Origin of the sequence: Haladaptatus sp. DYSN1, assembly GCF_029489995.1 — an archaeon.
Classification (GTDB): domain Archaea; phylum Halobacteriota; class Halobacteria; order Halobacteriales; family Halococcaceae; genus QDMS2.
Window position 1 is genome coordinate 2,735,001 of the sequence record NZ_CP120470.1, and the last position, 22,571, is coordinate 2,757,571.

Below are 22,571 nucleotides of genomic sequence, written 5' to 3' on the forward strand. Positions count from 1 at the left end.
GCCTGCGAGTGTGCCACAGCCATCACGAGACCGTCTCGGTCACGTGAACGCTGTAGAACGTCTCCTCGTCCGGCGAGAAGAAGGCATACGGCGGGGTGCCCCACCTGCCCTTGGCAGTAAGACGCGAACGGAGCTCTCCGACGGCGTCCGGAATGGGAATCGTCGCTTCGTAGCGATTGTTCACAAGAAGGTCCTCGTAGACTGCGCGTTCTGGGTCCGGAAGCGCGGTGGAGTCCACGTGGGAGACCACGTAGGGTTCGACAGCCTGTCCCAGTGCAGCAGACGAGTAGGCGGGAAGCTCCTCCGCTACGTAGCGGTAGGTCACTTCGTCGACGGGGCGCGTTGCACGAATGTCGACCCAGTAGTACTCGCCGTCGTACTCGACGGTGGTTCGTTCAGCCTCCGTGAACTGGGACTGGTCTGCTTTTGCGTCCGAGTCGAAAACGTGGACGAACCCGGAACTCAAGCAAGATTTGTCCTCCAATCGTCCACGGCCGAGACGCGTGAACAGTTGCTGGTCCACTTCGGGCAGGTCGTCGAATGCCACCGCTTCGTCTTTGCCCGGCCAGTCGTCCCACTGGTCGTCGCGCCCACAGGTGGTCACCGAATCGAGCGCGAACGAGTAGCCGGTCACTTGCGTCCGCGCTTTCTCAGTCGCGGTCACCATGTAGCCGGTTTCGTCCCGCGAGACGAACACGCGTTTTCGCACGAGTGGGCTCTGGAGGGTGGTTTCCGTGAAGGGCCCGTCGTCGATGATGCGCGAAAACAGAGCCGTCGTCTCGGGGTCGAGCGTCGTGAGGCGGGTCGTCGCCATCGTGCCGAGCTGTTCGTAGGAGAGCTCGTTTAGCCTGATTTTGATGGACCGGTAGAATTCGTTCGTGGGCTCTGGCGTCTCCGTAGTCGGTTCCGGCGTCTCCGTGGGGTCGTCGGTTGGGACGGGAACCGGCGTCGGCGTGCTCGTCTCGGGCGTCGAGTCTGACCCCTGAAGTGCGCCGGCACACCCGCCGAGCGTCGCGGAGAGTGCGCCAACACACGCAGAGAGAAGGCGGCGACGCGTGGGAGGAGCGGGCATCTGGTTGTCGAATCGACAATACGCTCGTATAAGTTTTCTGTCGTCCCCAACGTTTTCCCGCCTGCCCCGAGATTCGCCGGTATGGAAAAAGCGCTGTACTTCGATTTGGATGGGACGCTGTTGCAGTTCGACGGCGATTACCAGCGCATCGTGACCGACGCATTCGAGCGCACCGTCGGGCGCTGTGAACCTGAATGGCACGAAATTCGCAATCAGGCATTCTTCGACGCCTTCGAGAACTTCGACCCGAACCCCTACGAGGCGGGGATGGCCGCGGTGACCGAACACGCAAACCTGGACGAATCGCCCGAGACGCTCGCCGCGGCGTGGCTGGACTGTGAAATCGAGGCGACGAAGCCGGCACGGGCCGCGACGGACATTCTCGACGCACTGTCAGAGACACACAGACTCGGCGTGTTGACCAACGGTGTCACTCACGTCCAGAAACGAAAGCTCGCCCGTCACGGCCTCGACGAGTATCTGGATGCCGTCGTCTGTTCCTACGACGTGGGGGCCCACAAACCGGACCCGGCGATGTTCGAGACGGCGCGAGACCGGCTCCCGGCCGAGGCATACGTCATGGTCGGCGACGACAAGGATGCCGACATGCGTCCCGCTGTCGAGGCCGGATTCATGCCTATTTTCGTGGACAGCGGTGCAGAATTGCCCGTCGAAGTACGAGGACTGGACGGCCTCGCAGCCCTCGTCGGCGTGTTCGGGTAGCGTCGGTCAGTTTTCGGTTTCGGAACTGCTTCCGAGGACGACGAACAGGATGGCGAGGAACGCGACTAAGCCGACACCCGCGGCGAGGACGGCCCTACCCTGTCCGTTCTCGCGGACGCCGTTCTGAGCAGACCAGAGGACGCCAGGGTAGTGACGAGGGCGGGCGTTCGACCGGACGAGATATTGGATGCCGGTCGTGAGATTACCCTCGTCGAGGTAGAGTTTTGCGAGGACGAGGTTGTGGCTGCCGCGCACGTCGTGGCCCTTCGATTCGAGGTCGTCGACCACGTCGGAGAACTTCTCTAAGTACTTCTCGTCTGCTTCGCGTACCACGTCAGCGGGCGGGTCGCCGGATTCGTGGCGAACGACGAGCGGTTCTGCGACGTGGGCGAGTTTCCCCTGTCGAAGGACGCGCATCAGGAACTCGGGGTCCTGGAACCGGCGGAAGGTCGTGTCGAAGCCCTCGATTTCGCTGGCGACGTCGGTGCGAACCATGAGCGTCGACCCGGCGCTCGTGTGCAAGCGGTCTGCGAGCACTTCTTCGACGAGTTCGTCGCCGCCTTCGCTCGGCGTGTCGGGGTCGGATTTCGAGAGAATCGAGGCGGCAATCGAGCGGAACGGGCCGCTCTTGCCCTTCGTCTTCATGTCCACGTCGCAGTAGACGGCGACCCAGTCGTCACCTTTCGAGCGCAGGTAGTCCACCTGTCGTTCGAGTTTCAGAGGAAGCCACTCGTCGTCGGAGTCGAGGAAGGCGACGTACTCGCCTTCTGCGTGCTCGATACCAGTGTTTCGGGCGGCAGGCGCACCCTGGTTTTCCTCGTGTTCGATGAACTTCACGCGGTCGTCGTCGTAACTCGTGACGACTTCCTCCGTGTCGTCCGTCGAGCCATCGTCGACGACGAGCAACTCGAAGTCGTCGTAGGTCTGCGCGAGGACGCTGTCGATGGCGTGTGTGACCTCTTCGCTGCGGTTGTAAGTTGGAATGACGACGCTTACGGTGGGCATCAGTGTTCGAAGGCAGACGCTCTGCCACCGTTATTATCGGGGCATTAAGGTCATTCAGCGCGAGCGTAGCGAATCAGGTCAGAGAGCACCGGTGCCCCGTCGTACAGCCAAAGGGCGATGACGCCGAACACCAGCGCGAACTCGAAGATGACCAGCGGCGTGAGTCCCTGCGAGGCGATGTGACCGATCCAGCGGACGAAGTACACCGCTGCGCGACCGACGAGGCCGCCCTGGTCGGTGCCGTAGGCTGGAAGCGACACCACCGGCCAGAGCACCCGACCGAGAATTAATGGTTCATTGAGCAGCAGTGGCTCGTAGATGAGGTCACCTACGAGGTGCGAGAGGTGTGCGATGGTGTAGGCGACGACCAGCCTGCGCGTCCGCCCGCTCGTGAGCACCAGCGCTCCGGCGAGCAACGGCCCCATGATGAGAATCGAGTGCATGAAGCCGTGGCCCGTCGGCGTCAGCCCGAACGTCCAGCTCAGGGGCTTGTCCACGAGGTCAGGGGCCTGTGAGCCGAGCACGACGAGGAACGCCGCTGCACCGTCAGGTGAGCGACGGTAGACGGTGTGCGCGAAAAGCGAGTACAGGAGGTACGCGAAGGCGAGGTGTTCCCACGGCCACATTAGCTTGGGCGAGCGTAACTGGGCTGCGCTGATAGCTGTTGTGACCCCAGCGAAGCGGGCGGTTCGAGGTCCGCGCCGCCGCCGTTTACGGTCACCCAGCGGTGGATGCTGCGGTAGGCGTTATCCTCGCTCGGGTTCTGTGGCACGTCGCCCTTGTAGAGGTAGAACGCCATGCGGAGGTTGCCGCCGGTCAGCGACGGTTCTACCGTGAGATTCTGCGTGGCGTTCTGGCCGTCTCCCACGGTTATCTCTTGGCGGACGAGTTCCTCCTCCTCTACGACCTGCAACTCACCGTTGTCGGCCTGCTCGACTCGTTGGAGTTCGCCGACCACGGTGTAGGTCACCTCTTCGCCCTCCTCGTTGTTGATGCCGATTGGCACCTCCGCCGCCTGGCCGGCGGCGAACGGTCCGGGTGCTTCCTCTGATTGTCCCGTCGGCACGGACGCGTAGTAGAGCGCGGAGAACTCTTCAGATTGCGGGGGAACCGTCGCGGCGTAGCCCGCACTCGCGGCGACCAGAATCAGGCTGACCGCCAGCAGGATGGTCGGGAGTTTCGACCGACTGTCGCCGTGGGAGCCGGTGTGGCTCGGCGCGTCGGCACGCATTCCGAGGGAGGGACGGTACTGCCGTTCTGCGGGCAGCATGAGGCGATGGGCCAGCGCGATGAACGCGAGGAGGAGCGTCAGTACGCTCACGCCGAGCAGAATCGGCGTTGCGGCGATGGTCCACGCGAAGTTGAGCACGAAGACGACAAACGGCACGAGGGCGACGCTCGCTACGACCGAAAGGCCGATGCGTTCTATCGGGCTCATCCCGTAGTTTCCGGGCAGTTTCCGGAGCCCCTTCGAGGGGTTGTCGAATTCCTGTGATCCTTCCTCGGGGACGCGACCCGGATAGAGGGCCGCGACCATGGCGTAGCCGGGGAGCACCAAAATGAGCGGCAGGCCCACGAGGATGCGGAGCGTGCCGGTCACACCGACGACGAGGATGGCGGCGTCGGCGAGGAGCGTGAGCCCCACGACCAGCAACAGGTCGAACGGAAACGGCGTTCTCGTCTCACTCATCAGTTGTCACCAGACTCCTCTCGACCTTTATTATCGGGGCCGTAAGCCGCCTCGTCCTCGCGGCGCATGCGACGCACTCCCAATCCTAACGTGGTGAGGCCGATACCCACAGGAACGGAGAACGCGGCGGCTGTCGTCGTCGAGCCACCACTTTCGGTGGTCGAGCCGCCACTTTCGGTGGTGGATTCCGTCGTCGACTCGGTCGTCGATTCCGTCGTACTCGTGGTGGATTCGGTCGTACTGGTGGTCGATTCCGTCGTCGTCGTCGTTGTGCTCGTGGTCAGCAGCTCTGTCGTGGTCGACGTCTGCGTCTGCGTCTCGGTCGGCGTCGCGGTCGTAGTGGTAGCCGTCGGTTCTTCGGTCGTCGTCGTTGGCTCCTCGGTTGGTTCCTCCGTCGGTTCGTCCGTTGGCTCCTCCGTCGGTTCGTCCGTCGGTTCCTCGGTTGGTTCCTCCGTCGGCTCGTCGGTGATGGTGCCGTCGTCCGTCGTGGTGGTGTCCGTGGTCGTCGCTGTCGTTCCGCCACCGCCGTCGGTCGTGGTTCCATCACCTGCCGTCGTGGTCGCCTGGTCGGACGTTCCGGTCTGCTGGCCGGCGGTCGTATCGCCGCCAGTCGTCGGGGTCTGGGAGGTTGCCACCGTACTCTCGTTGGTCTGGTTCAGTCCGGGAACGCTCACCTCTGGGCCATCGGTCGGGCTGAGGTCCGGTCCCATGACTGCGAAGGCGATACCGGAGATGAACAGCACCATCCCGAGGAACACGAGGACGTACTGGATGGAGTCGTCAGCGAACAACCGACCGCGGTTCGCATAGCGTTCTTGCAGGCTCACGACCGGGGTGGCAAGGCCCCCGGGAAGCGCAGACGAGAGAATGTCGAGTACCTCGCCGATGCCGAGTGCGCCGGTGACGAACGCGAACGTGAGGAAGATGGCGAGGCCCACCGGCGGGACGACGATGAGCGTCACGATGTCGCCGGAGACGAACGGGACGAGGTTCTGTGGGATGTACCCCGGCAACGCGAGGATTGGTATGCCAGCGAGAATCGTCGTGAGTGCGACCCGGCCGAGGCGGGCGTCAGAGAGTGGATTGAACCCGATTTTTCGGGCCGACCAGATGTGGAACAAGAACATCGACGCGTACCCGGTGCTCGTCGCGATGGCCGCTCCGTGCATGCCGAACCGGGGGATGAGGATGAGGTTCAGGACGAGGTTGATACCCGCCGCCGACGCCGTGGCGAGAATCGGGAGTTTCAGGTCGCCTTTCCCCTGGCCGATGGCGAGGATGGGGCGGGCAACCGCGAAGCCGAGTGCCCCGGGCAGGAGGAGCAACAGCGGTTCGACCGCTGGTGTCGCCTCGGAACCGAAGTACACCGGAACCGCGATGTGCGCGATGGAGTACAGCCCGAGCGCCATGACGGCGGTCAGGAGCAGTGTGTAACGCGTCGCGCGAGCCGCGAGTTCGGAAATCTGTCCAGTCCGGCCTTGCGACCACAGTTTCGAGGTCGAGTGTACGAACACCATCTGTATCGAGGTTGGGACGAACCACAGGAACTCGGCGAGCTTGAGCGCCGCCTTGTAGTGGCCCACGTCTGTACTGGTTGTCAGTGCACCGAGCAGGAGAATGTCGATGTGGTAGAGAGACATCAGACAGAAGATGAGCACGATAGACAGCGAGTTGAACGCGACCAGTTCCCGCCACGGGAAGCCCTCCGGCGCGCGCCGAACGGCGTACACCAACGAACTCTTCCGATGGACGACGATGAACCCGATGAACATCACTATCGCACTCGCGAGCACCTGCCCACCGAGTGCGCCCATCACACCATAGCCGTAGTAGACAGCCGGAATCGCGATGGCGACGAACGAGACTTCGTAGAGGATTTTGAGCGGTTCTGAGTACTTCTCGAGGCCGAATCCCATGAGCGTCCGGCGAACGAACGTCCGGAACTGCGCGACGAACACGAGGAGCGCGAGGACGTAGAAGTACGGAACGAGGTCGTCACCAAAGAAGCGGCCGACGAGGCCGCTCTCGGCGAACAGGACGAGGAGGCCGCCGCCACCGAGCGCGAGGATGAGCCCCATTCGGAAGTAGAAGCCGATGACGTGGCCACTCCAGTTTTGGATAGGGCGTTCCTCGGGGATGTACTTGCGGACCCCGTCAGCCACGCCCGAGCTCACGAAGATCATGAACATCATGAAAATCGAGAGCACGAACGCGTACTCACCGTACTCGGCGGGTCCCATCAGCCGGTAGAGGATAGGCGTGGTAACAAGGCCCAATATCAGGATGAAGACCTTGGAGCCGAAAACCGAGAGAAAGCCGCTCAGGATGCTGCGTTGCACGATATCACCTTCGTTACGGTGGGGTCTTCGAGGTGGGCCCGCACACTGGTTCGGCGGACGCCAGGGGTCATTCGCTTCTCGCTTGTATTCACGGGGTGTTTATTATACGGGGGTTAAGGTTGGGCGGTTGCCCCTTAGGGGCCTCCCTAAAGTAATAGGGGGTTACGCGTAGCCGAGGTCTTGTAGCCGCTGTTCGACAACATCTGCCGTCTCTTCGCGGGCGCTCTCTTCATCACTGTCGCCGACGGTAACCTCTTTTCGCTCCCCGTTCTGGTAGGTGTGCCACGGAATCGTGGTGAGTTCGGGCGTGTGGAGTTCGGTGGGGTGGCCGTACTCCTTCATCGGGATGGGCGAGGAGCGCTCGCCGATCATCTCGGCGTGGTCTGCCGTGACGACGGTCTTGCCCTGGAGCGTTTCGAGCAGGTCTTCGACGATTGGCATACAGATGTCGAAGTTCTCCTCGTAGGCCTGCCAGAGGATTTCGTCGTCGAGCGTGACCTCGCCGTTCAGCACGCGATTCCAGAAGTCGAGGCTGTCCAAGTCCATGTGCTCCTGTCCCGTCTCGCCGATGAACGGGTAGTGGGGCTGGATGAAGTGGCCGACAATCTTCTTGTTGGGGTACTTCTCTGCGGCCTGTTTCATCCGGTCTGCGACGGTTTCGGGGCGGACGGTGCGGAACTCGTCGTCCCAGCCGTCGTCTTGCCAGATGTGTTCGACGGCGTGGAACTGGACGTCCACGCGGTCGCGCTTGCGATAGAGCTGTGGGTTCGCGGTGACGTACACCGTGTCACGCAGGTCTGCGCCGTCGAGATAGGTGTCGAGCCACTCGATGGTGGAACTGACCTTCGACTTCTTCTGCTCCAGCGTGCCGGGGAGGGTATGGCGCTGGGCGAAGGTGTCGTAGCGACACGCGTCCAGAATGATGAGGTTGTCCCAGTCCTCCTCGAACATCTCGACGCCGACGTTCTTGCCCTTGCGCTTTCGCGAGCGGTAGTAGTACTTGTTCAACTCACGGACGACCAGATGGGGCTCGTTCAGGCCGCGTCGGATGCGGTTCGTCAGTGCGGACTTCTGCATAGTGGGGACTGTTCTAGCGACCACCTTTCTTATTCGCCGCATAAACGAGGTGAAACCGGAAGGGCCGTGTTAGCTGGTGTCGTTGCCGTACATTCGCAGTCCGTCACAGCCCTTGTCCCAGATGCCTCGCTTGATGTGACTGTGTTTCAGGGTCACGTTCGAACTCTGGTCGTTCAGCTTCGCTGCGCGCTGGTCCTCGGAAGACTGGGAGTCGATGCGCTCGATCCACGTTCCCTCGCCGTTTACGACGATTGGGATGTGCGTCGCGGTCTGTTTCCCGCGGTAGACGAGGTTGTCGTTGCCGTTTATCACTATCGCACGGCGCTTGTTCGTCCCCTGCTGGTTCACGTTGACGACGCGGAACTCGCAGTCGTTGCGGTTGCAGCGAATCGCGTGTCGCCACGAATCGCCGTCTGCCTCCCCCGTGATGTCGAGATACTCACAGTGGACTTTGCCGGCGTTGTCACCGTTGATTTGAATCGCGTTGCCACCGCGGTTGATGTTGATGTCGGAACGGAGAATTTTCGTCGGCCCGGCTTTCGACTGGACGACGATGCCGTGGTTGATTTCGTTGCCGATTCTGATGTCGAGGTTTCGCAGGTACGCGTCCTCACAGTCGTTCATCACGGTGATAGCGTGGCCGTTCGGCCGGTCGAGGATGATGTCGGTGTTGACGACGGCGTTCCCCGGTCCTTCGTCGAGGCGGATGCCACGCTGGTTCTGGTTCTCTGGACGCTGTTTGTTCACGACGATTCGCGCCCCCGTGACGAGATTGTTCGTCCCGCCGAGACGGATGCTCGCCGCCTCGCTGTTGGCGTAGCGCCCGCCGTTGACGATGACTCGCCCGTTCGTCAGGGCGTAAAGGCCGTTATCTGGCCAGTCATCCAGTTCGCAGTCTTTGTACTCGATTTGGCCTTTGTGCTGGCGGGTGGTCATGAGACCGGATGGGCCGCGCCAGATGTCGCCTGGCGTGTTCGCGGAGAACGCCCCACCGTAGTTGGCGCGGAACCGCTTTACCATACCCTTGCCGTCCGGGTCGAGGACGTTGAACAGGCCGGGGCCGTACGTCCCCGAGTCGTGCTGGCCGACGACGGTGATGTCGTCGACGAACAGCCCATCTTTGACCTGTGCTTCGATGACGCGGATGCCGGTATCGTCCGCCCGCAGGTCGACGTCGAACCCCTGGATTCGGAGGTCGACGCCGGGGTCGTAATCGACGCCGAGGCGGAACAGGCGATACTGTGGCCCGTCGAAGTTGTGGTAGTTCGCCGGGACGAGCGTCGCGTCGTCGCCCATCATCCCGAAGTGCCGGAAGTCGGTAAACCGGAACTGCGAGTCCATGAAGTACCGACCTGGTGGGAATTTGAGTAAGGTGTCGTTCGCCGCGTACTGTTCGAGTTTCGGGGTAATCGATTCGTTACCTGTGTTGTCGGCTCCCGCATCTTCGACCATGTCGATGACACGGTCGTAGTCGTCGTCCCAGTGGTCGTGAGCGCGTGCGGTTCCCGTTGCAAGAAGCGAAGCGCCGGCTGCGGTTGCCCCGACCGCACCAAGGAAGGTTCGTCGGCCAAGTTTCGTGTGGGAGTCGTTCGATTCGTGAGTCGTGTCGGCTGTGTGGTTCGTGTCGCGCGTGGTCATTGATAACCCGTAGATGATTGCTTTCCGGACTGCTAGATGCTGTATGAGTGGAGCAGATACCGGCCCGTAATTACCGTTAAACCGGACATTCGTGGTTCGATGACAGTAATTCTCGCGTGAATTACTGGCCACCCTCACCGATTCATTGGTACCACAAAGTTGTTATGGTGTCAGTATCATCCTACCAGGGGCAGTTCGTTTCGAGTGAGTTGTGAACACACCACATTGTTGAGTCGTCGCACGGTTTCGGCGAGTTGACCGATTATCGACTTCATAATAATGGGCGTAGTATTCGTGGCCTGCGATAATGAGACCGTCCGCGCGGCGAGGCACACCTCACGAGGCCAGATAGTGATGGATACGGACAGAATCCTTTCTGCGGTGGTTGCGGTGCTCTGTATCCTCTCTGTCGGATTCGCCTCGACGACCCTCGACGACACCATCGAGACGAAACCCGAGGACGTCATCGACATCGACTACGACAAACTCCCCATCAATCCACAGGAGGCAGAGGAGTTCAAGGGCGACAACGTCCAGACAGCGGACCCCGACTCGACGGCGACGCCCGCAGAGGAGAGTGAAAAGAAGACTGCGGAGGCCCAACCCCAACCCGGCAACGGTGACGACCAGCAGAACAAGCCGAGCGACGAAACCGTCGAGGCACAAAACTCCGGGTCCAGACCGAAAATCCTCGAAGAGAGTCTCCTCGACAAACTGCTCGCCCTGCTCATGAGCATCCTGCCGTTCATCCTCATCGGCGCGGTGCTCGCGGTGGTCGTGAAGAAACGAAAGACCATCGCCGCGTGGCTGGAGACCGCAGACCGCGATTCGACGACCGAAACCACGGCGACCGTCGTCGCCCGGCCGGATAACGAGGTGTACGAAGCGTGGCACGAAGTGGCGAGCGTCATCCCGTACGAGCGCAGAAAAGCCATGACGCCTGACGAGGTCGCTGCGGCGGTGCGCGGACAGGTCGAACTCGACGACGACGCACTCATGGAGTTGACACAGACGTTCAAACGGATTCGGTACGGAGGCGCACAGCTAACCGACGTAGACCGCGACCTCGCGTCGCGAGTCCAGGAACAACTCAGAGCGAATCGGGTGGCCAGCAAATGACGTTCAGACGCTTCTTCTTCGGCGTTCTCGGCGTCGTCGCATTCGTCGGTGGCTACCTCGCGACGACGAACCCGAGCATTGCGAGCGCCATCCCAGTCGGGACGCTCGTTGCCCTCCTCGGAAACGATTATCTGGTCCTCGTGGTGGTGGCACTCGTCGCGGTCCTCCTCACGCTGGCCGTGACCGTCTCGGCTCGAAACGGCGCGCGCGACCACACCACGCCACCCGAGGCAGAGGAAGTGACGAACGTCCCGCTCGCGGGCGACCACTACGACGACCTATTCACGAACTCCGGGCTGTGGGCGCTGACCCATCGTGAGGAGCGGACGGCGGCCTACGAGCAGTTGAAAGCGACGACGACTCGACTCGTTCAGTCCGAGATGGGGTGTACGAAAGCCGAAGCCGAGGACCGAATCGACCGAGGGACGTGGACCGACGACCCGTACGCGGCCCACTTCCTCGGGAGTCAGGCTCCCTCGCCAGGAATCCTGCGGCGACTCTCGACGCTGGTCAGGTTCGAGACGCTGTCCCAGCGCGGGGCGCGCCACACGGCAGCCGAAATCGTCCGGCGCACTGGAGGTGGTGGCCGTGCTGCGTGAGACCAAACGCTGGCGTGGCGTTGCCGCCATTCCGCTCCTCGCGGCGATGGGTGGCCTCCTCGCGAACCGTCCGCTGCTCCTGCTCGTCTCTGTCGTGGGCGTCGTCTACCTCGTCTACCCCCGGGTGACCGGGACGCCAGCGGGCACGCTCGAACTGGAACGCCGGTTGAACACCGACTCGCCCGACCACGACGAACCGGTCGAGGTGACGACCACCCTCAGGAATACGGGGTCGTCGATTCTTCCCGACGTGCGAATCGTCGATGGTGTTCCGGAAACGCTCACCGTGAGCGAGGGAACGCCCCGACACAGCGCGACGCTTCTACCGGGGCGAGAGACCACGTTCACGTACACGATTACCGCGAAACGCGGTGCCCACCCGTTCACGCCCGCGACGGTCGTCCTGAACGACATCGCCGGGGCGCGCGAGGTGGAGACGACGGTCGCCACCGAGACGGAACTTCGCTGTGACGCTGACGTGACAGAGATGCCGCTTCGCCAGCAGACGAGTCAACTCTCGGGGCGCATCCTCACCGCAGACGGCGGCAGTGGCGTCGAGTTCCATCAGACCCGCGAGTACCGCCCCGGCGACTCCATCCACCAGATCGACTGGAACCGACACGCCCGGACGGGGGAACTCTCCACTATCGAGTTCCGCCAGGAACGTGCGGCGCGCGTCGTCGTCCTCGTAGACGCCCGCGAGCAGTCCTATCGGCGGGCCAACGAAGACGACCCGCATGCAGTCGCCTTCGCCCGCTACGCCGCAGAGCAGCTGTTCGAGTCGCTGCTCGCCTCCCGCGACCAGGTCGGTCTCGCCGCCGTGGGTCGGGAGTTTACCTTCCTCGAACCGGGTGCTGGCCGCGAACAGCGTACCCGCGGAAAGACCCTGCTCGCGACCTCTGCCACGCTCGCGCCGCGGCCGCCAGCGCGCGAAGACTACGACTCTGCGCAGTTCACCGAACTGCGAACGCAACTCGCCGCGACGACCCAACTGGTCGTCATCTCGCCCCTCGTGGACGACGACATCGTAGAGGAGGTAAAACGTCTCGACGCCCACGGCCACCGCGTGACGGTGCTCAGTCCGCGCGTCACCGGCGGCGAGACGCTCGGGAGCAAGGTCGCCCACGTCGAGCGCGACCAGCGGATTCGCCAGTTGCGCGCCGGTGACATCCCGGTCATCGACTGGGACCCAGACCGCGCACTCGAGGCCGCCCTCGAGGACATCGGGAGGTGGCGACAATGAGCGGCCCAATCCGCAAGCCGACTCGTATCGCGAGTCTGGCGGCCGTGCTCGCCGCGCTCCTCCCCGCGTTCTTCATCCTCTCCGCGCTCGACGCCATCACGATGGCGCTCGCGTTCATCCTCGTCGGCCACGTCGTGGGCGGCCTCGGTGACGAGGTCCGCACCCGGAGCTACCGCTGGACGGGCCGGACCATCGTCCTCGTCGGAGCCGTCGTCGCCTTCGTCGGCGTCGCCCGTGGGTTCGCCGCCGCACCGAGTCCACGCTACATAGTCGTCGTCGGGCCGACGCTGCTCGGCGCGTGGTTGCTGGGTCTCGGCGTCGTTCCGGTCCGCAAGGGGTCGCGCTGGCTCGTGAAAGCCGGGAGCTTCGTCCTGCTCGCCGGTGTCATCATGGCTGGCGTCGTCCAGATGGGCGACCTGCAGACCTTCCTGCTCGCCACCATCGCCGTCGTCGTCGCGTGGGACGCCGCAGACCACAGTATCACGCTCGGGACGCAACTCGGCCGGGGTGCGAAGACCGCACAGGTCGAAGTGACCCACCTCGCCGGGACGGTCGCGATGGGGGTCGTCGCGTATCTCGCCACAAAAGCAGTCGAAGGGTTCGGGACGCCCGGTGTCCCGCTCGCCGCGTTGCTCGGCTTACTCGCCGCAGTGCTCGTCCTGACTATCGCGTTGCATAGGTAATCGTCGGCACGTCCACCGACGACAACACCGTCTCGATGACGTCGTACTTTTCGACGCCGTTTACCCGCGCATCAGCAGTGAGCACGATGCGGTGGTCGAGGACGGGGTGGGCGACGCGTTTGACGTGGTCGGGCGTCACGTACTCCTCGCCTTCGAGGACGGCGCGGGCGCGGACCGCCTCGAACAGACGCTGGGTCGCACGCGGAGACGCACCGACGGTCACCCGCTCGTCCTCGCGGGTCGCTCGCACGAGGTCGACGATGTAATCCTGGACGTCCTTCTCGACGCGCACCTGCTCTGAGACGCGCTGGAGGTCGAGGACTTCCTGTGGGTCACAGACGGTGTTGACGCTCGGACTGCGGGCGTCGCGAGACTCACGGCGGGCAAGCAGTTCTCGCTCGCCGTCGCGGCTGGGATAACCCATGCTCGTCTTGATGATGAAGCGGTCTTTCTGGGCTTCCGGCAGGGGGAACGTTCCCTCGTTTCGCTCCGCCGGGTTCTGCGTCGCGATGACGAAGAATGGGTCGGGAAGCTTGTGGGTCTGACCGTCAACCGTCACCTGCTTTTCCTCCATGGCTTCGAGGAGGGCGGCCTGCGTCTTCGGGGACGCACGATTGATTTCGTCGGCGAGCACGACGTTCGCGAAGATGGGTCCCTTCTTGAACTCGAAGTCGCGGGTCTTCTCGTTGAAGACGTGGGTGCCCGTCACGTCGGCCGGCAGCAGGTCGGGGGTGAACTGGATACGCGAGAACGACAGTCCGAGGGCTTTCCCCAGACTCCGGGCGGTGAGGGTCTTGCCCGTCCCGGGTACGTCCTCTAACAGGACGTGCCCGCGGGCCAGCAGTCCAGTGAGAACGGTGTCAAGAAATTCTTGCTCGGTAATGACCGCATTTCCGATGGTATCGGTCACGCGGCCGCTCAACTCGTATGCCTCGGCAACTCGCATGTACTGAGCCTGCGTCTCTACCCCTTTAATTATCAGCAGGCTAAATCGGTCAGGAGACGTGGCACTCGCTCTCGGGCGTCGAAAGCGTGGTGGTGGGCAGGCCGAACGTGGGTGCTGCCAGACGAACCCGGGCAAAGTTCGTCCGGCGGAGCGTTCCGGCCCGCCCACGTGACAGAACAGTAACAGCCACGCGGACACGAAGACGACGTACCGGGCAGATACGTCGCGTTCGGTCGATGGTCGGCGGTCCAGTCACGGGCGTGACGGCCACCGACCCCCGCGTCAACGTCGCGCGTGCGAGAGAGATGTGCGGCGACACCCCGGGCAAAGGTGTCGGCGCGAGACCGCACGAATTGCGAACGTTGGATGGCGGGTTTATTTCAAACCGCGATTGATAGTTAATTAGCCACAGGCATAAGTATTGCTGCCAACTATCGGATTTTTTATGCGTCGATTTGCGCTTCGATTTCCGACCGCGTCTCGTCCGGGTCGACCGTCGGGCGAACCGTCGTACCGTCCTCGAAGACGATGCGTGGAACCGTGGCGACGTTGACTTCTGCTGCGGCCTCGGTGGTCGCCTCGACGGCCGAGAGGTACTCGTCGTTTTCGAGCGCGGTGGTGAACGCCTCGACGTTCGAGATGCCAGCTTCCTCTGCGAACAGCTTCATCTGTGGGACGGTCCCCCAGTCGAAGCGCTCCTGTGGCTGGTTCTTGAACACGTACGCGAAGTACGTCCAGTAGTTCTCCGGGTCCTCGTTCCAGGCGGCGAGGCCAGCCTGTGCGGAGAGTGGGGCGTCCGGGCCGAGGAACGGTTCGCCACCGAGATAGGAGAGCGACCGGTACTCGATTTGCAGGTCGCCCGGTTCGACGTACTCACGGACGATCTCGTCGAGGAAACCACCGACGGCGAACTCCTGGGTGTACGGGCACTTCCAGTTGCCGTAGAGGGTCATCTTCGCGCTCGCGTCTGCCGAACCCATGACCGCGTACGTGGAGTCGGTGTCTTCGACTGGTGCGTCGAGAACCGCCCCGGCCGGCTGGACGATTTCCTCGCTCTTGCGGGTGACCGCCTGACTTTCGCCGTTGTTTTCGCCATCGTCCGGCGACTGGTCGATGGACTCCTGCGTGGTCGTCTGCGTTTGAGTCTGCTGGGACTGGTTGTCCGCGGGCGTGTTGTCAGCCTGGTACTGGTCGTCGCCCATGTCTGCGATACTAGAACAGCCCGCGAGACCGAACAGGGCCGCGCCGCCGGTCAACTGGAGGATTCGTCGTCGGGATTTCTTCTGTGTCATACCAGGTACTGACGGCTGTATCCCCATTATTATCCGTCAGCTAAGCACGAGACCCCCTCGACTGGGAGGACGGTGCGCACAACCGAGCCCAGGATAGCGAATTGGGACAGTCTGAAAAGATGAACTAACGTGAAACGTCGGTTTTAGGCCCCAGATAATAACGGAATTGAAGGACGGAAGGACGATAATGACCGGGAAGAATCTGTCGCGACGACGACTGTTGGTGCTGTCCGGGTCTGCGCTCGCCGTTCCACTTGCGGGGTGTTCCTCGCAGGGAGGTGCCGATGATGCGACCACGTCCGAGTCAGAGGCGGACGATGGGACCACCACGACGCAGACGGCGGCGCAGACGACGGCCGCCGAAACCGAAGCGGAAACCGACGCAGATACCGAGAAGACCACGGCCACGCCAGAACCCGCCTCCTTCGAGGGGGCTGACGTGACGTTCACCTCAACCGCAGACGCTGAAATCGAAGGTACCCTGTTCGGGAGTGGCGACTGCGGCGTCGTCATGGTCCCACAGATAAATCTCGACCGCGAGAGCTGGAAACCACAGGCGCAGTTGCTCGCCGCCGCGGGCTACACCGCACTCCCGATAGACGAGAGAGACGACCCGGCAGGGGCCGTCCTCGGCGCAGTCTCCTATCTCAAATCCAAAGCGGGCGTCTCGAACGTCGTTCTCGTCGGCGGGAGTTCCGGCGGCGAAGCGGTCGTCCATGCGAACGCGCAGGCAGAAGACGGCGCTGTCGCGGGTGTGATGGGCATCTCCGCCGCCGGTGGCGTAGACGTCGCCCCCCAGTTGCAGGGACGAAAACTGTTCGTCGTGGGCAAAGACGACGACCAACGATTCGTGGACACGGCGAAACAACTCCACGAGAACGCGTCCGACCCGAAGCGCCTCGTGATGCTCGAAAGCGACGCTCACGCCCAACGCATCTTCGAGTCGCCTCACGCAGACACACTCACCGACCTGCTCGTGTCGTTCGTCGAAGAATCCTGCGCGGCCTAGAAGAACTCGCGCAGGTACGTTCGGTAGCGCGGGAACGCCGCCGTGAGCAGGTCCATCACCGTTTCTGAATCGGTCGAAAGGCCGCCGTAGCGACGCGCTTCCTCGGGAGTGAGATAGCCCACAGCAAGTTGTGAGAGAGTAGCGATATCGACCGCTGCGTCCGCCTCCGCGTCCGTCGGTTCGCACGTCGCCCGCCCCTCCCCGACGGAGAATTCGAAGGTTCCCTCGTTCCAGGACACGAGCGAGTCGGTCACATCGAGGACAACGCTTCCGACGGCGTCTTCGGGATAGAGAAGCCGTGAGAGACCGGATTGCACGTCCGTCAGGCGGAACATCGGGCCGGTCACGACTTCGCAGTCGAGCGCGCGCGGGTCACGAACCCGGTCGAACAGCGACGTATCCGCCGCCGCGAACAGGTGAATCTTGTCCATCTGCGAGAGATGGTGATAGAAAAATCGCAAGAGCTGCTGGTATGCTTCGTCGTCGGTATATGCCATGTCCCACGAGCGGAGTGTGCGCTCCTCCGCCATTCCGGTGGTCGCTGATTTGACGCTGTAGACGACTGCGGCCCGCAGTTCACCGTCCAGTTCCCAGCCGTACACGTACGGGTCTGTCCACGACGATTCGAAGATGCGATGGGTCCACCAGTTCTCGGTTCGGCGCATGGCGAGGTTCCACCCCGTCGAAAACTGCTCGTGGAGGTCCCGAAGCGCCGAAATGTCGTCTTTCGAGAGGCGGCGGAACTCGCCCTTCGGCGCGGGAATCACGCCTTCGAGCGCCTCCGTCTCGAACGTCCACTGGGTGCGCTTGTTGCACGTCCCCCAGCCGTACTTGCGGTAGAACTCGTACTCGAAGGGCCAGAGCGCAGAGTAGTCGATGCCAGCTTCGCGGAACTCCTCGAGCATCGCGGCGAGCATCCGCTGGACGTAGCCCTTGCGCCGGTGTTCTGGCGGGGTCGCCACGCTCGACACGCCGCCGACGCGCACCCACTCGCCGCGCAGCGAGAGCGTGAAGTCGTGCCAGCCGCTTATCGCGAGTAAATCGTCGCCGTCGTAGAGGCCGCGGTTCTCGCGGTCGTAGGGCTTTCGCTCCTCGAAGGCCTCGTCTGTTGGGTGTTCCTCAGGACGGAAGGCATACTGACCGATGTCGAAGAAGGCCCGTTCGTCTGAGTCGGGTATCGGGCGGTAGTCCATACGAAGAGTTAGCTGGTTCACACGAAAAAGCACGTGGAAACCGTGCGATTCAGGCCCTTCCAGCCCTAACCGCCGGTATGGACCAGCCACAGGGGTCGATTCTCGCTTCCGAGAAAGTAAAGCTCGCGCTCGTGCTCGTCGTGGGCGTGCTTGGCTCCGGCCTCGCCGACTACTTCCTCACGACGTCCGGCTATCCGGGCATCGGCCGGGCCGTCTGGGCGACGGGGTACGTGACGATGGTACTCATCATCTGGTACGTCTGGATTCGGCCGCTCGACATCTCGAGTCCAACCGGGTAACGGAAGTTTAAAGGCCTAAACGGCGGGAGTATCGACCAAGAATGTTCGCGCTACCGATGCAGGTGATTGACAATTTCCTGCTCCAGTACGACCTGGGACAGGCAATCTTCTTCCTGTTCATCCTGGCGACGCTGGGCGTCCTTCCGCTGAAATCGCAGAAGGTCCTCGCGCTCCAGACGACCATGTTCGGGGTCCTGTTCATGATCATCCCGGCGGTCGACGGCCCGTTCCACTGGGCACTGCTCGGCCTCGTGTTGCTGCTCGTCGGGCCGGTTCTGCTCACGACCGCGAATCGATAGAACCTTTTTACAACTCGGGTGCGCTTCGCGCACCACTCGTTGCAAAAACGTTCACGAAAAAGGCCGCCGCTCCCTTCGGTCGCGGCGGGACAATTGCTTGCAACGTGGTTTTTGCTTGATTCTCCGCGACTACTCGCTTCCGACCAGTTCTTCGTACTGCGCACCCGTCTGTTTGAGCGTCGCAGTCGAGTAGAGACGTTCGTGGTCGAACGGCAGCACGTCACGGGCCAACTCGTCGATTTTCTCGTCCACCGCCTCAGGGTCGCGTCCGTGAATCATGGTAAAGAGGTTGTACGGCCAGCCCTGCTCCGGGCGGCGCGGACGGTGGTAGCAGAGCGTGACGTAGGGCAGGCCACCCGCTTCGAGGCCACGGGCGTCCAGTTCGTCGTCGGGCACGTCCCAGACGACCATGCAGTTGGCGTCGAATCCGGTGACGATGTGATTGACGACACAGCCGATTCGCTTGATTGCGCCGTCCTCGGTGAGGCGCGTGATGGCATCGATGATCTCCGCGGTGGTGGCGTCGATTGCCGCCGCGATGTCGGCGTAGGGAGTCAGCGTGAGCGGGAAGCCGGCCTGGATTTCGACGAGGAGGCGAGCGTCGAGTTTCGAGAGTGTGCCCGTCGCCTGCTCCGAGATGTTCGTAGCTTCGATTTCCGAAGCAACCCCACTCTCGCGCGCGAACCGATCCTCGTTCACCACGGGGAACTCCAGATTGATGTAGAAGTCCGTGAGCATCGGAAGGTTCAGCACGTCACAGCCAGTGCGCTCCTCGATTTCTGCGAGGATGCGGTCGCGTGTCTCTAAGGAGCCGGCGGTCACGACGAACCACATGTTCCACTCGTGGTCGCGGCGGTAGTTGTGGTTCACCTGCTGGTAGCTATTGATGACCTCGGCTACCTCGTCGAAGCGGTCTTCGGGGGCCTTGACGGCGGCGAGGGTCGAACTCCCGATGACCGGCGGGTTGAGCACCGCGCCGAAGCGTCGGAACACGCCCAGCTCGCGGAGGGTCTGCACTCGCTGGAGGGCCTCCTCTTCGGAGATGCCGAGTTGCTCGCCCACGACGCGGAAGGGGCGTTCACAGACGGGGAAGCCACTCTGATACTCGTCTACAAGGCGGGCGTCTACGTCCTCGATGCTGGCGCGCCAGTCGGCCGGCCTGCTCATTGTCTGCAGATAGGACTCGGGAAATTACCCTTTGTCGGTCTGGAGTGGGATTATCAACGTCCAACCCCGAAACCAAACCATGGTACCCGTTGACCTCTCGGGACAGGTCATCATGGTCACTGGTGCGACCAGTGGCATCGGCCGCGAAACAGCCCGCGGCCTCGCAGAGATGGGCGCGCACGTGGTCATCACCGGCCGAAATCGAGCGGCGGGCGAGAAAGTTGTCGCGACCATCGAAGCCGAAACCGACGGAAGCGCGACTCTCCTCATCGCCGATTTCGCCGAGCCAGACGAGGTACGGCGACTGGCACGCGAGTTCCGCGAGCAGTACGACCGCCTCAACATACTCGTCCACAACGCGGGGACGTTCGAGGGGACACGCACACTCACTGCTACTGGCGTCGAAAAGACACTCGCCGTGAACCACCTCGCGCCGATGTTGCTCACCTACGAACTCATCGACATGCTGGTCGCAAGCCAAGGTCGCATCGTCGTCGTCTCCTCGGATGCCCACCGCGGTGCACGGATGCACTTCGACGACCTCTCGCTCGAAGGGTCGTTCTCGGGGATGAAGGCCTACGGCCAGTCGAAACTCGCGAACGTGCTGTTCACCTACGAGTTGGCCCGGCAGTTGAAGGGAACAGGTGTCACCGCGAACGCGCTCCACCCGGGCGTGATTCCCCAGACTGGGCTCACGCGAAACTCCTCGCTCATGGCGCGGGCTGGATTCAACGCGATGCGACTGGTTCCGGGACTCACCACCTCCGAGCGTGGCGGGGCACAGACGAGCATCTACCTCGCCGCGTCTCCCGAGGTGGCGGGCGTTTCGGGGAATTACTTCGACGGCGAGAAGGCAGTCAGGAGCGCGTCGAACACGTACGACACCGACGCCCAGAAGCGACTCTGGACGTGGAGCGTGGAGCAGTTGGGATTGCGCGCCGAATTGCCGCTCGATTAATCGCGGAGCCGTTTGCCCATTACGACCATCTCGCTCCCGCCGTCGAGGACGAACGGGCGGTGGATGACCTGCCAGCCCAGCCCTTCGTACATGCAGCGAGCGGCGTCGTTTTCGACGTGCGTGGTCAGGACGCTCGTTTCGTGGGGGAGGCCATCGAGGAGCGCGTCGTGGAGGAGTCTACCTATTCCGTTTCTGCGCGCGTGGGCGGCGACGCCGAGTTCGACGAACTCGAAGCAGTCTGCGAGCCACGCGTTTGCGACTTCTTCGGGCATGACCGCGCGAAGCGATTCGTGGTAGAACTGCCCCCGGGCGGAGGTGTAACCGTAGACGTACCCGACGACCTCGTCGCCGTCGAGTGCCAGAAAGCCCCGGTAGTCTGGATAGGTGGTGTGGCGCTCGAAGCGCCCGCTGACGAGGTCGTAGTCGTTGTCGAAGATGTCGCAGTAAAGGCGGATGGCCGTCTCGAACTCCGGAGTGTCCGGAACGAGGGGCGTGAGGCCAACCATGCCCATTAGTTCGATGGCGGACACGAAGGTCGTTTCCCCGGCGCAAGCGGGACGCTTTTGCTCGCGGCTTCCCAACCCGCGACCATGACGAAATCGACCCAGGAGTTTGGCGATTGGCCGCTCAAGCGCCTCATGACGGAGGTCGTCGGCTCGGGGCACAAATCCGCAGACGACATGACCCGCGAGCAGGCCCGCGAAGCCTTCTCCCGGATTCTGGCCCAGGAACCGGACCACACGACGCTCGGCGCGTTCTGGCTCGCGAACCGCTGGAAGCGCAACACACCAGAGGAACTCGCCGCGTTCACCGACGTGATGACAGACGAGTCGGTCGAGGTTGCAGAACCGAAGGTAGACCCCGTAGACTGCGGGGCAAACTACGACGGCAAACACTCGACGGCACTGCTCGGCGTCGGTGCAGGACTCGTCGCAGCCGCGGCCGGAACTCCGGTCGTCGTCCATAGTGGCGACCGCGTCCCGACCCAGAAGGCGACCGCCTACAAGCACGTGCTCGACGAACTCGGCGTCCGCACGGACCTCTCGCCACAGGAGAGCGCGGACATGGTCGACGAAACCGGCTTCGGGTTCTACTACCAGCCGAACTTCAACCCCGGCATCCACGGCCTCTGGGAGCGCCGTGACATGATGGGCGTGCGCACCTTCGTGAACACCATCGAGACGCTCGCGAACCCCGCGAATGCGGACGTTCACCTCGGCAGTTTCTACCACCTCGCCTTCGCAAAGCGCATCATCGACACGTTCCAGGAGTGCGAGACGCAGGACCGCTCGCGCGTCGTCATGTTCCAGGGGATGGAGGGCTACGACGACATCCGCCCCGGTTCGACGAAGGTCGCCGTCTGGGACGAGGGCGACTTCTCGGACTTCGAGATTCAGACCGCCGAGTACGGCATGGACTTCGCGAGTGAGGACCTCGAAGTCGAGAACGTGGACGCCGATTCGGCGACCATCACCCGTGAAGTGCTCTCTGGCGAGCGCACCGACCAGTTCGCCGATGCAATCGTCCTCAACGGGGCGTTCCGTATCTTCACCCGTGGCGACGTCGATTCGCTCGACGCCGGCCTCGAACAGGCCCGCGAAGTGCTCGACGACGGCAGTGCGGCGGCCGTTCTCTCCGACCTCCAATCGTTCTAACACCGGCATCGTTTTCTGACGCCGTTGCTAGGTTGGGGGCATGAGCGACAACCCAACCGCCAAGATTCAGACGAACCACGGGACCATCGAAGTCGAACTCTTCCAGGACCGTGCCCCGGAGACGGTCGAGAACTTCATCGGCCTCGCAACAGGCTCGAAGTCGTGGACCCACCCGGAGACGGGCGAAGAGATGAGCGAACCGCTCTACAACGACATCCTGTTCCACCGAATCATCGAGGACTTCATGATTCAGACCGGTGACCCGAAAGGCGACGGGACGGGCGGTCCGGGCTACACGTTCGAAGACGAGTTCCACCCCGAGCTCAAACACGACGACGAGGGCGTCCTCTCGATGGCGAACCGCGGGCCGAACACGAACGGGTCGCAGTTCTTCATCACGCTCGCCCCACAGCCGCACCTCGACAACCGCCACGCCGTGTTCGGGAAGGTCACCGACGGCATGGACGTCGTCCGTGAAATCGGCAACGTAGACACCGGGCCACGCGACAAGCCAAAAGAGGACGTCGTCTTAGAGCAGGTACAGGTCTACCGATAGACGCAAATT

The 22,571-nt window shown here is 62.9% G+C and carries 23 protein-coding genes; 11 read left to right on the plus strand and 12 right to left on the minus strand.

All coding sequences use genetic code 11. From position 1 onward, the window contains the following. Window positions 1-22 precede the first annotated feature (22 nt). Window positions 23-1,072, minus strand: a complete 1,050-nt coding sequence (locus P0648_RS14920) for a hypothetical protein (protein ID WP_277504525.1) — start codon at window positions 1,070-1,072, stop codon at window positions 23-25. Between the two features lie 81 nt (window positions 1,073-1,153). On the opposite strand from P0648_RS14920, the gene P0648_RS14925 reads away from it, so the two are divergent. Continuing rightward, the gene (locus P0648_RS14925) at window positions 1,154-1,795 is read left to right on the plus strand and encodes an HAD family hydrolase (RefSeq protein ID WP_277504526.1); all 642 of its coding nucleotides are present in this window, start codon (window positions 1,154-1,156) and stop codon (window positions 1,793-1,795) included. Between the two features lie 6 nt (window positions 1,796-1,801). On the opposite strand, the gene P0648_RS14930 is transcribed toward P0648_RS14925, so the two are convergent. The 6 genes from P0648_RS14930 to P0648_RS14955 form a co-directional block, all read right to left on the minus strand. Then, the gene (locus P0648_RS14930; RefSeq protein ID WP_277504529.1) at window positions 1,802-2,800 is read right to left on the minus strand and encodes a glycosyltransferase; all 999 of its coding nucleotides are present in this window, start codon (window positions 2,798-2,800) and stop codon (window positions 1,802-1,804) included. Between the two features lie 50 nt (window positions 2,801-2,850). Next, window positions 2,851-3,426 (minus strand): metal-dependent hydrolase, encoded by a 576-nt coding sequence (locus tag P0648_RS14935; protein WP_277504530.1) that lies wholly within the window; start codon window positions 3,424-3,426, stop codon window positions 2,851-2,853. Next, window positions 3,426-4,490: a DUF1616 domain-containing protein gene (locus tag P0648_RS14940; protein WP_277504532.1), complete on the minus strand. Its 1,065-nt coding sequence runs from the start codon at window positions 4,488-4,490 to the stop codon at window positions 3,426-3,428. Before P0648_RS14940 ends, P0648_RS14935 begins: the two co-directional genes overlap by 1 nt. Beyond that, window positions 4,490-6,829, minus strand: a complete 2,340-nt coding sequence (locus tag P0648_RS14945; RefSeq protein WP_277504533.1) for a polysaccharide biosynthesis C-terminal domain-containing protein — start codon at window positions 6,827-6,829, stop codon at window positions 4,490-4,492. Before P0648_RS14945 ends, P0648_RS14940 begins: the two co-directional genes overlap by 1 nt. 162 nt (window positions 6,830-6,991) lie before the next feature. Then, the gene (locus P0648_RS14950) at window positions 6,992-7,906 is read right to left on the minus strand and encodes a hypothetical protein (RefSeq protein WP_276246463.1); all 915 of its coding nucleotides are present in this window, start codon (window positions 7,904-7,906) and stop codon (window positions 6,992-6,994) included. Between the two features lie 69 nt (window positions 7,907-7,975). Beyond that, window positions 7,976-9,544, minus strand: a complete 1,569-nt coding sequence (locus tag P0648_RS14955; RefSeq protein WP_276246462.1) for a hypothetical protein — start codon at window positions 9,542-9,544, stop codon at window positions 7,976-7,978. A 354-nt stretch (window positions 9,545-9,898) separates the two neighbouring features. Between P0648_RS14955 and P0648_RS14960 the strand changes: the two genes are divergently transcribed. Genes P0648_RS14960 through P0648_RS14975 form a run of 4 tightly spaced genes read left to right on the plus strand, consistent with a single transcriptional unit; the run spans window position 9,899 to window position 13,188 of the window. After that, entirely contained in the window at window positions 9,899-10,663 is a 765-nt protein-coding gene (locus tag P0648_RS14960; protein WP_276246461.1) for a DUF4129 domain-containing protein, read from the plus strand. Further along, the gene (locus P0648_RS14965) at window positions 10,660-11,262 is read left to right on the plus strand and encodes a hypothetical protein (RefSeq protein ID WP_277504535.1); all 603 of its coding nucleotides are present in this window, start codon (window positions 10,660-10,662) and stop codon (window positions 11,260-11,262) included. Before P0648_RS14960 ends, P0648_RS14965 begins: the two co-directional genes overlap by 4 nt. Next, window positions 11,252-12,505 (plus strand): DUF58 domain-containing protein, encoded by a 1,254-nt coding sequence (locus P0648_RS14970; RefSeq protein WP_276246459.1) that lies wholly within the window; start codon window positions 11,252-11,254, stop codon window positions 12,503-12,505. The genes P0648_RS14965 and P0648_RS14970 overlap by 11 nt, the downstream gene beginning before the upstream one ends. After that, complete coding sequence (locus P0648_RS14975; RefSeq protein WP_277504536.1) at window positions 12,502-13,188, plus strand: hypothetical protein; 687 nt, start codon at window positions 12,502-12,504, stop codon at window positions 13,186-13,188. Before P0648_RS14970 ends, P0648_RS14975 begins: the two co-directional genes overlap by 4 nt. Here the strand turns inward: P0648_RS14975 and P0648_RS14980 are convergent. Together P0648_RS14980 and P0648_RS14985 are read right to left on the minus strand one after the other, a co-directional pair. After that, the gene (locus P0648_RS14980; RefSeq protein ID WP_277504537.1) at window positions 13,169-14,134 is read right to left on the minus strand and encodes a MoxR family ATPase; all 966 of its coding nucleotides are present in this window, start codon (window positions 14,132-14,134) and stop codon (window positions 13,169-13,171) included. The genes P0648_RS14975 and P0648_RS14980 overlap by 20 nt on opposite strands. 443 nt (window positions 14,135-14,577) lie before the next feature. After that, window positions 14,578-15,426 (minus strand): thioredoxin domain-containing protein, encoded by an 849-nt coding sequence (locus tag P0648_RS14985; RefSeq protein ID WP_277504538.1) that lies wholly within the window; start codon window positions 15,424-15,426, stop codon window positions 14,578-14,580. A 187-nt stretch (window positions 15,427-15,613) separates the two neighbouring features. Between P0648_RS14985 and P0648_RS14990 the strand changes: the two genes are divergently transcribed. Further along, on the plus strand, window positions 15,614-16,435 hold the full coding sequence (locus P0648_RS14990; RefSeq protein ID WP_277504539.1) for a S9 family peptidase: 822 nt from the start codon (window positions 15,614-15,616) through the stop codon (window positions 16,433-16,435). Here the strand turns inward: P0648_RS14990 and eis are convergent. Then, the gene (eis, locus tag P0648_RS14995; protein ID WP_276246454.1) at window positions 16,432-17,628 is read right to left on the minus strand and encodes an enhanced intracellular survival protein Eis; all 1,197 of its coding nucleotides are present in this window, start codon (window positions 17,626-17,628) and stop codon (window positions 16,432-16,434) included. The genes P0648_RS14990 and eis overlap by 4 nt on opposite strands. 77 nt (window positions 17,629-17,705) lie before the next feature. Between eis and P0648_RS15000 the strand changes: the two genes are divergently transcribed. Both P0648_RS15000 and P0648_RS15005 read left to right on the plus strand, forming a co-directional pair. Further along, window positions 17,706-17,927: a hypothetical protein gene (locus tag P0648_RS15000; protein WP_277504542.1), complete on the plus strand. Its 222-nt coding sequence runs from the start codon at window positions 17,706-17,708 to the stop codon at window positions 17,925-17,927. 41 nt (window positions 17,928-17,968) lie between these two features. Continuing rightward, entirely contained in the window at window positions 17,969-18,226 is a 258-nt protein-coding gene (locus P0648_RS15005; RefSeq protein WP_276246452.1) for a hypothetical protein, read from the plus strand. Between the two features lie 129 nt (window positions 18,227-18,355). Here the strand turns inward: P0648_RS15005 and P0648_RS15010 are convergent, their stop codons facing one another. Beyond that, window positions 18,356-19,393: an Lrp/AsnC family transcriptional regulator gene (locus tag P0648_RS15010; RefSeq protein WP_276246451.1), complete on the minus strand. Its 1,038-nt coding sequence runs from the start codon at window positions 19,391-19,393 to the stop codon at window positions 18,356-18,358. A 79-nt stretch (window positions 19,394-19,472) separates the two neighbouring features. Here P0648_RS15010 and P0648_RS15015 point away from each other — a divergent pair, with 79 nt between their 5' ends. After that, window positions 19,473-20,351, plus strand: a complete 879-nt coding sequence (locus P0648_RS15015; RefSeq protein ID WP_277504544.1) for an SDR family oxidoreductase — start codon at window positions 19,473-19,475, stop codon at window positions 20,349-20,351. Here P0648_RS15015 and P0648_RS15020 read toward each other — a convergent pair. After that, window positions 20,348-20,857, minus strand: coding sequence for a GNAT family N-acetyltransferase (locus P0648_RS15020; protein WP_277504546.1), 510 nt, complete (start codon window positions 20,855-20,857; stop codon window positions 20,348-20,350). The genes P0648_RS15015 and P0648_RS15020 overlap by 4 nt on opposite strands. 84 nt (window positions 20,858-20,941) lie before the next feature. On the opposite strand from P0648_RS15020, the gene P0648_RS15025 reads away from it, so the two are divergent. Next, window positions 20,942-22,006 carry an anthranilate phosphoribosyltransferase gene (locus tag P0648_RS15025; RefSeq protein ID WP_276246448.1) on the plus strand — a complete coding sequence of 355 codons (1,065 nt, stop codon included), beginning with the start codon at window positions 20,942-20,944 and terminating at the stop codon, window positions 22,004-22,006. A 40-nt stretch (window positions 22,007-22,046) separates the two neighbouring features. After that, complete coding sequence (locus P0648_RS15030) at window positions 22,047-22,562, plus strand: peptidylprolyl isomerase (RefSeq protein ID WP_276246447.1); 516 nt, start codon at window positions 22,047-22,049, stop codon at window positions 22,560-22,562. The last annotated feature ends 9 nt before the right edge of the window (window positions 22,563-22,571 follow it).

Excerpts from the sequence above, each read along its gene's own strand:
- P0648_RS14920 (WP_277504525.1), bottom strand. The coding sequence starts at position 1,072 with ATGCCCGCTCCTCCCACGCGTCGCCGCCTTCTCTCTGCGTGTGTTGGC.
- P0648_RS14925 (WP_277504526.1), top strand. The coding sequence starts at position 1,154 with ATGGAAAAAGCGCTGTACTTCGATTTGGATGGGACGCTGTTGCAGTTC.
- P0648_RS14930 (WP_277504529.1), bottom strand. The coding sequence starts at position 2,800 with ATGCCCACCGTAAGCGTCGTCATTCCAACTTACAACCGCAGCGAAGAG.
- P0648_RS14935 (WP_277504530.1), bottom strand. The coding sequence starts at position 3,426 with ATGTGGCCGTGGGAACACCTCGCCTTCGCGTACCTCCTGTACTCGCTT.
- P0648_RS14940 (WP_277504532.1), bottom strand. The coding sequence starts at position 4,490 with ATGAGTGAGACGAGAACGCCGTTTCCGTTCGACCTGTTGCTGGTCGTG.
- P0648_RS14950 (WP_276246463.1), bottom strand. The coding sequence starts at position 7,906 with ATGCAGAAGTCCGCACTGACGAACCGCATCCGACGCGGCCTGAACGAG.
- P0648_RS14955 (WP_276246462.1), bottom strand. The coding sequence starts at position 9,544 with ATGACCACGCGCGACACGAACCACACAGCCGACACGACTCACGAATCG.
- P0648_RS14960 (WP_276246461.1), top strand. The coding sequence starts at position 9,899 with ATGGATACGGACAGAATCCTTTCTGCGGTGGTTGCGGTGCTCTGTATC.
- P0648_RS14965 (WP_277504535.1), top strand. The coding sequence starts at position 10,660 with ATGACGTTCAGACGCTTCTTCTTCGGCGTTCTCGGCGTCGTCGCATTC.
- P0648_RS14975 (WP_277504536.1), top strand. The coding sequence starts at position 12,502 with ATGAGCGGCCCAATCCGCAAGCCGACTCGTATCGCGAGTCTGGCGGCC.
- P0648_RS14980 (WP_277504537.1), bottom strand. The coding sequence starts at position 14,134 with ATGCGAGTTGCCGAGGCATACGAGTTGAGCGGCCGCGTGACCGATACC.
- P0648_RS14985 (WP_277504538.1), bottom strand. The coding sequence starts at position 15,426 with ATGACACAGAAGAAATCCCGACGACGAATCCTCCAGTTGACCGGCGGC.
- P0648_RS14990 (WP_277504539.1), top strand. The coding sequence starts at position 15,614 with ATGACCGGGAAGAATCTGTCGCGACGACGACTGTTGGTGCTGTCCGGG.
- eis (WP_276246454.1), bottom strand. The coding sequence starts at position 17,628 with ATGGACTACCGCCCGATACCCGACTCAGACGAACGGGCCTTCTTCGAC.
- P0648_RS15000 (WP_277504542.1), top strand. The coding sequence starts at position 17,706 with ATGGACCAGCCACAGGGGTCGATTCTCGCTTCCGAGAAAGTAAAGCTC.
- P0648_RS15005 (WP_276246452.1), top strand. The coding sequence starts at position 17,969 with ATGTTCGCGCTACCGATGCAGGTGATTGACAATTTCCTGCTCCAGTAC.
- P0648_RS15010 (WP_276246451.1), bottom strand. The coding sequence starts at position 19,393 with ATGAGCAGGCCGGCCGACTGGCGCGCCAGCATCGAGGACGTAGACGCC.
- P0648_RS15015 (WP_277504544.1), top strand. The coding sequence starts at position 19,473 with ATGGTACCCGTTGACCTCTCGGGACAGGTCATCATGGTCACTGGTGCG.
- P0648_RS15020 (WP_277504546.1), bottom strand. The coding sequence starts at position 20,857 with ATGGTTGGCCTCACGCCCCTCGTTCCGGACACTCCGGAGTTCGAGACG.
- P0648_RS15025 (WP_276246448.1), top strand. The coding sequence starts at position 20,942 with ATGACGAAATCGACCCAGGAGTTTGGCGATTGGCCGCTCAAGCGCCTC.
- P0648_RS15030 (WP_276246447.1), top strand. The coding sequence starts at position 22,047 with ATGAGCGACAACCCAACCGCCAAGATTCAGACGAACCACGGGACCATC.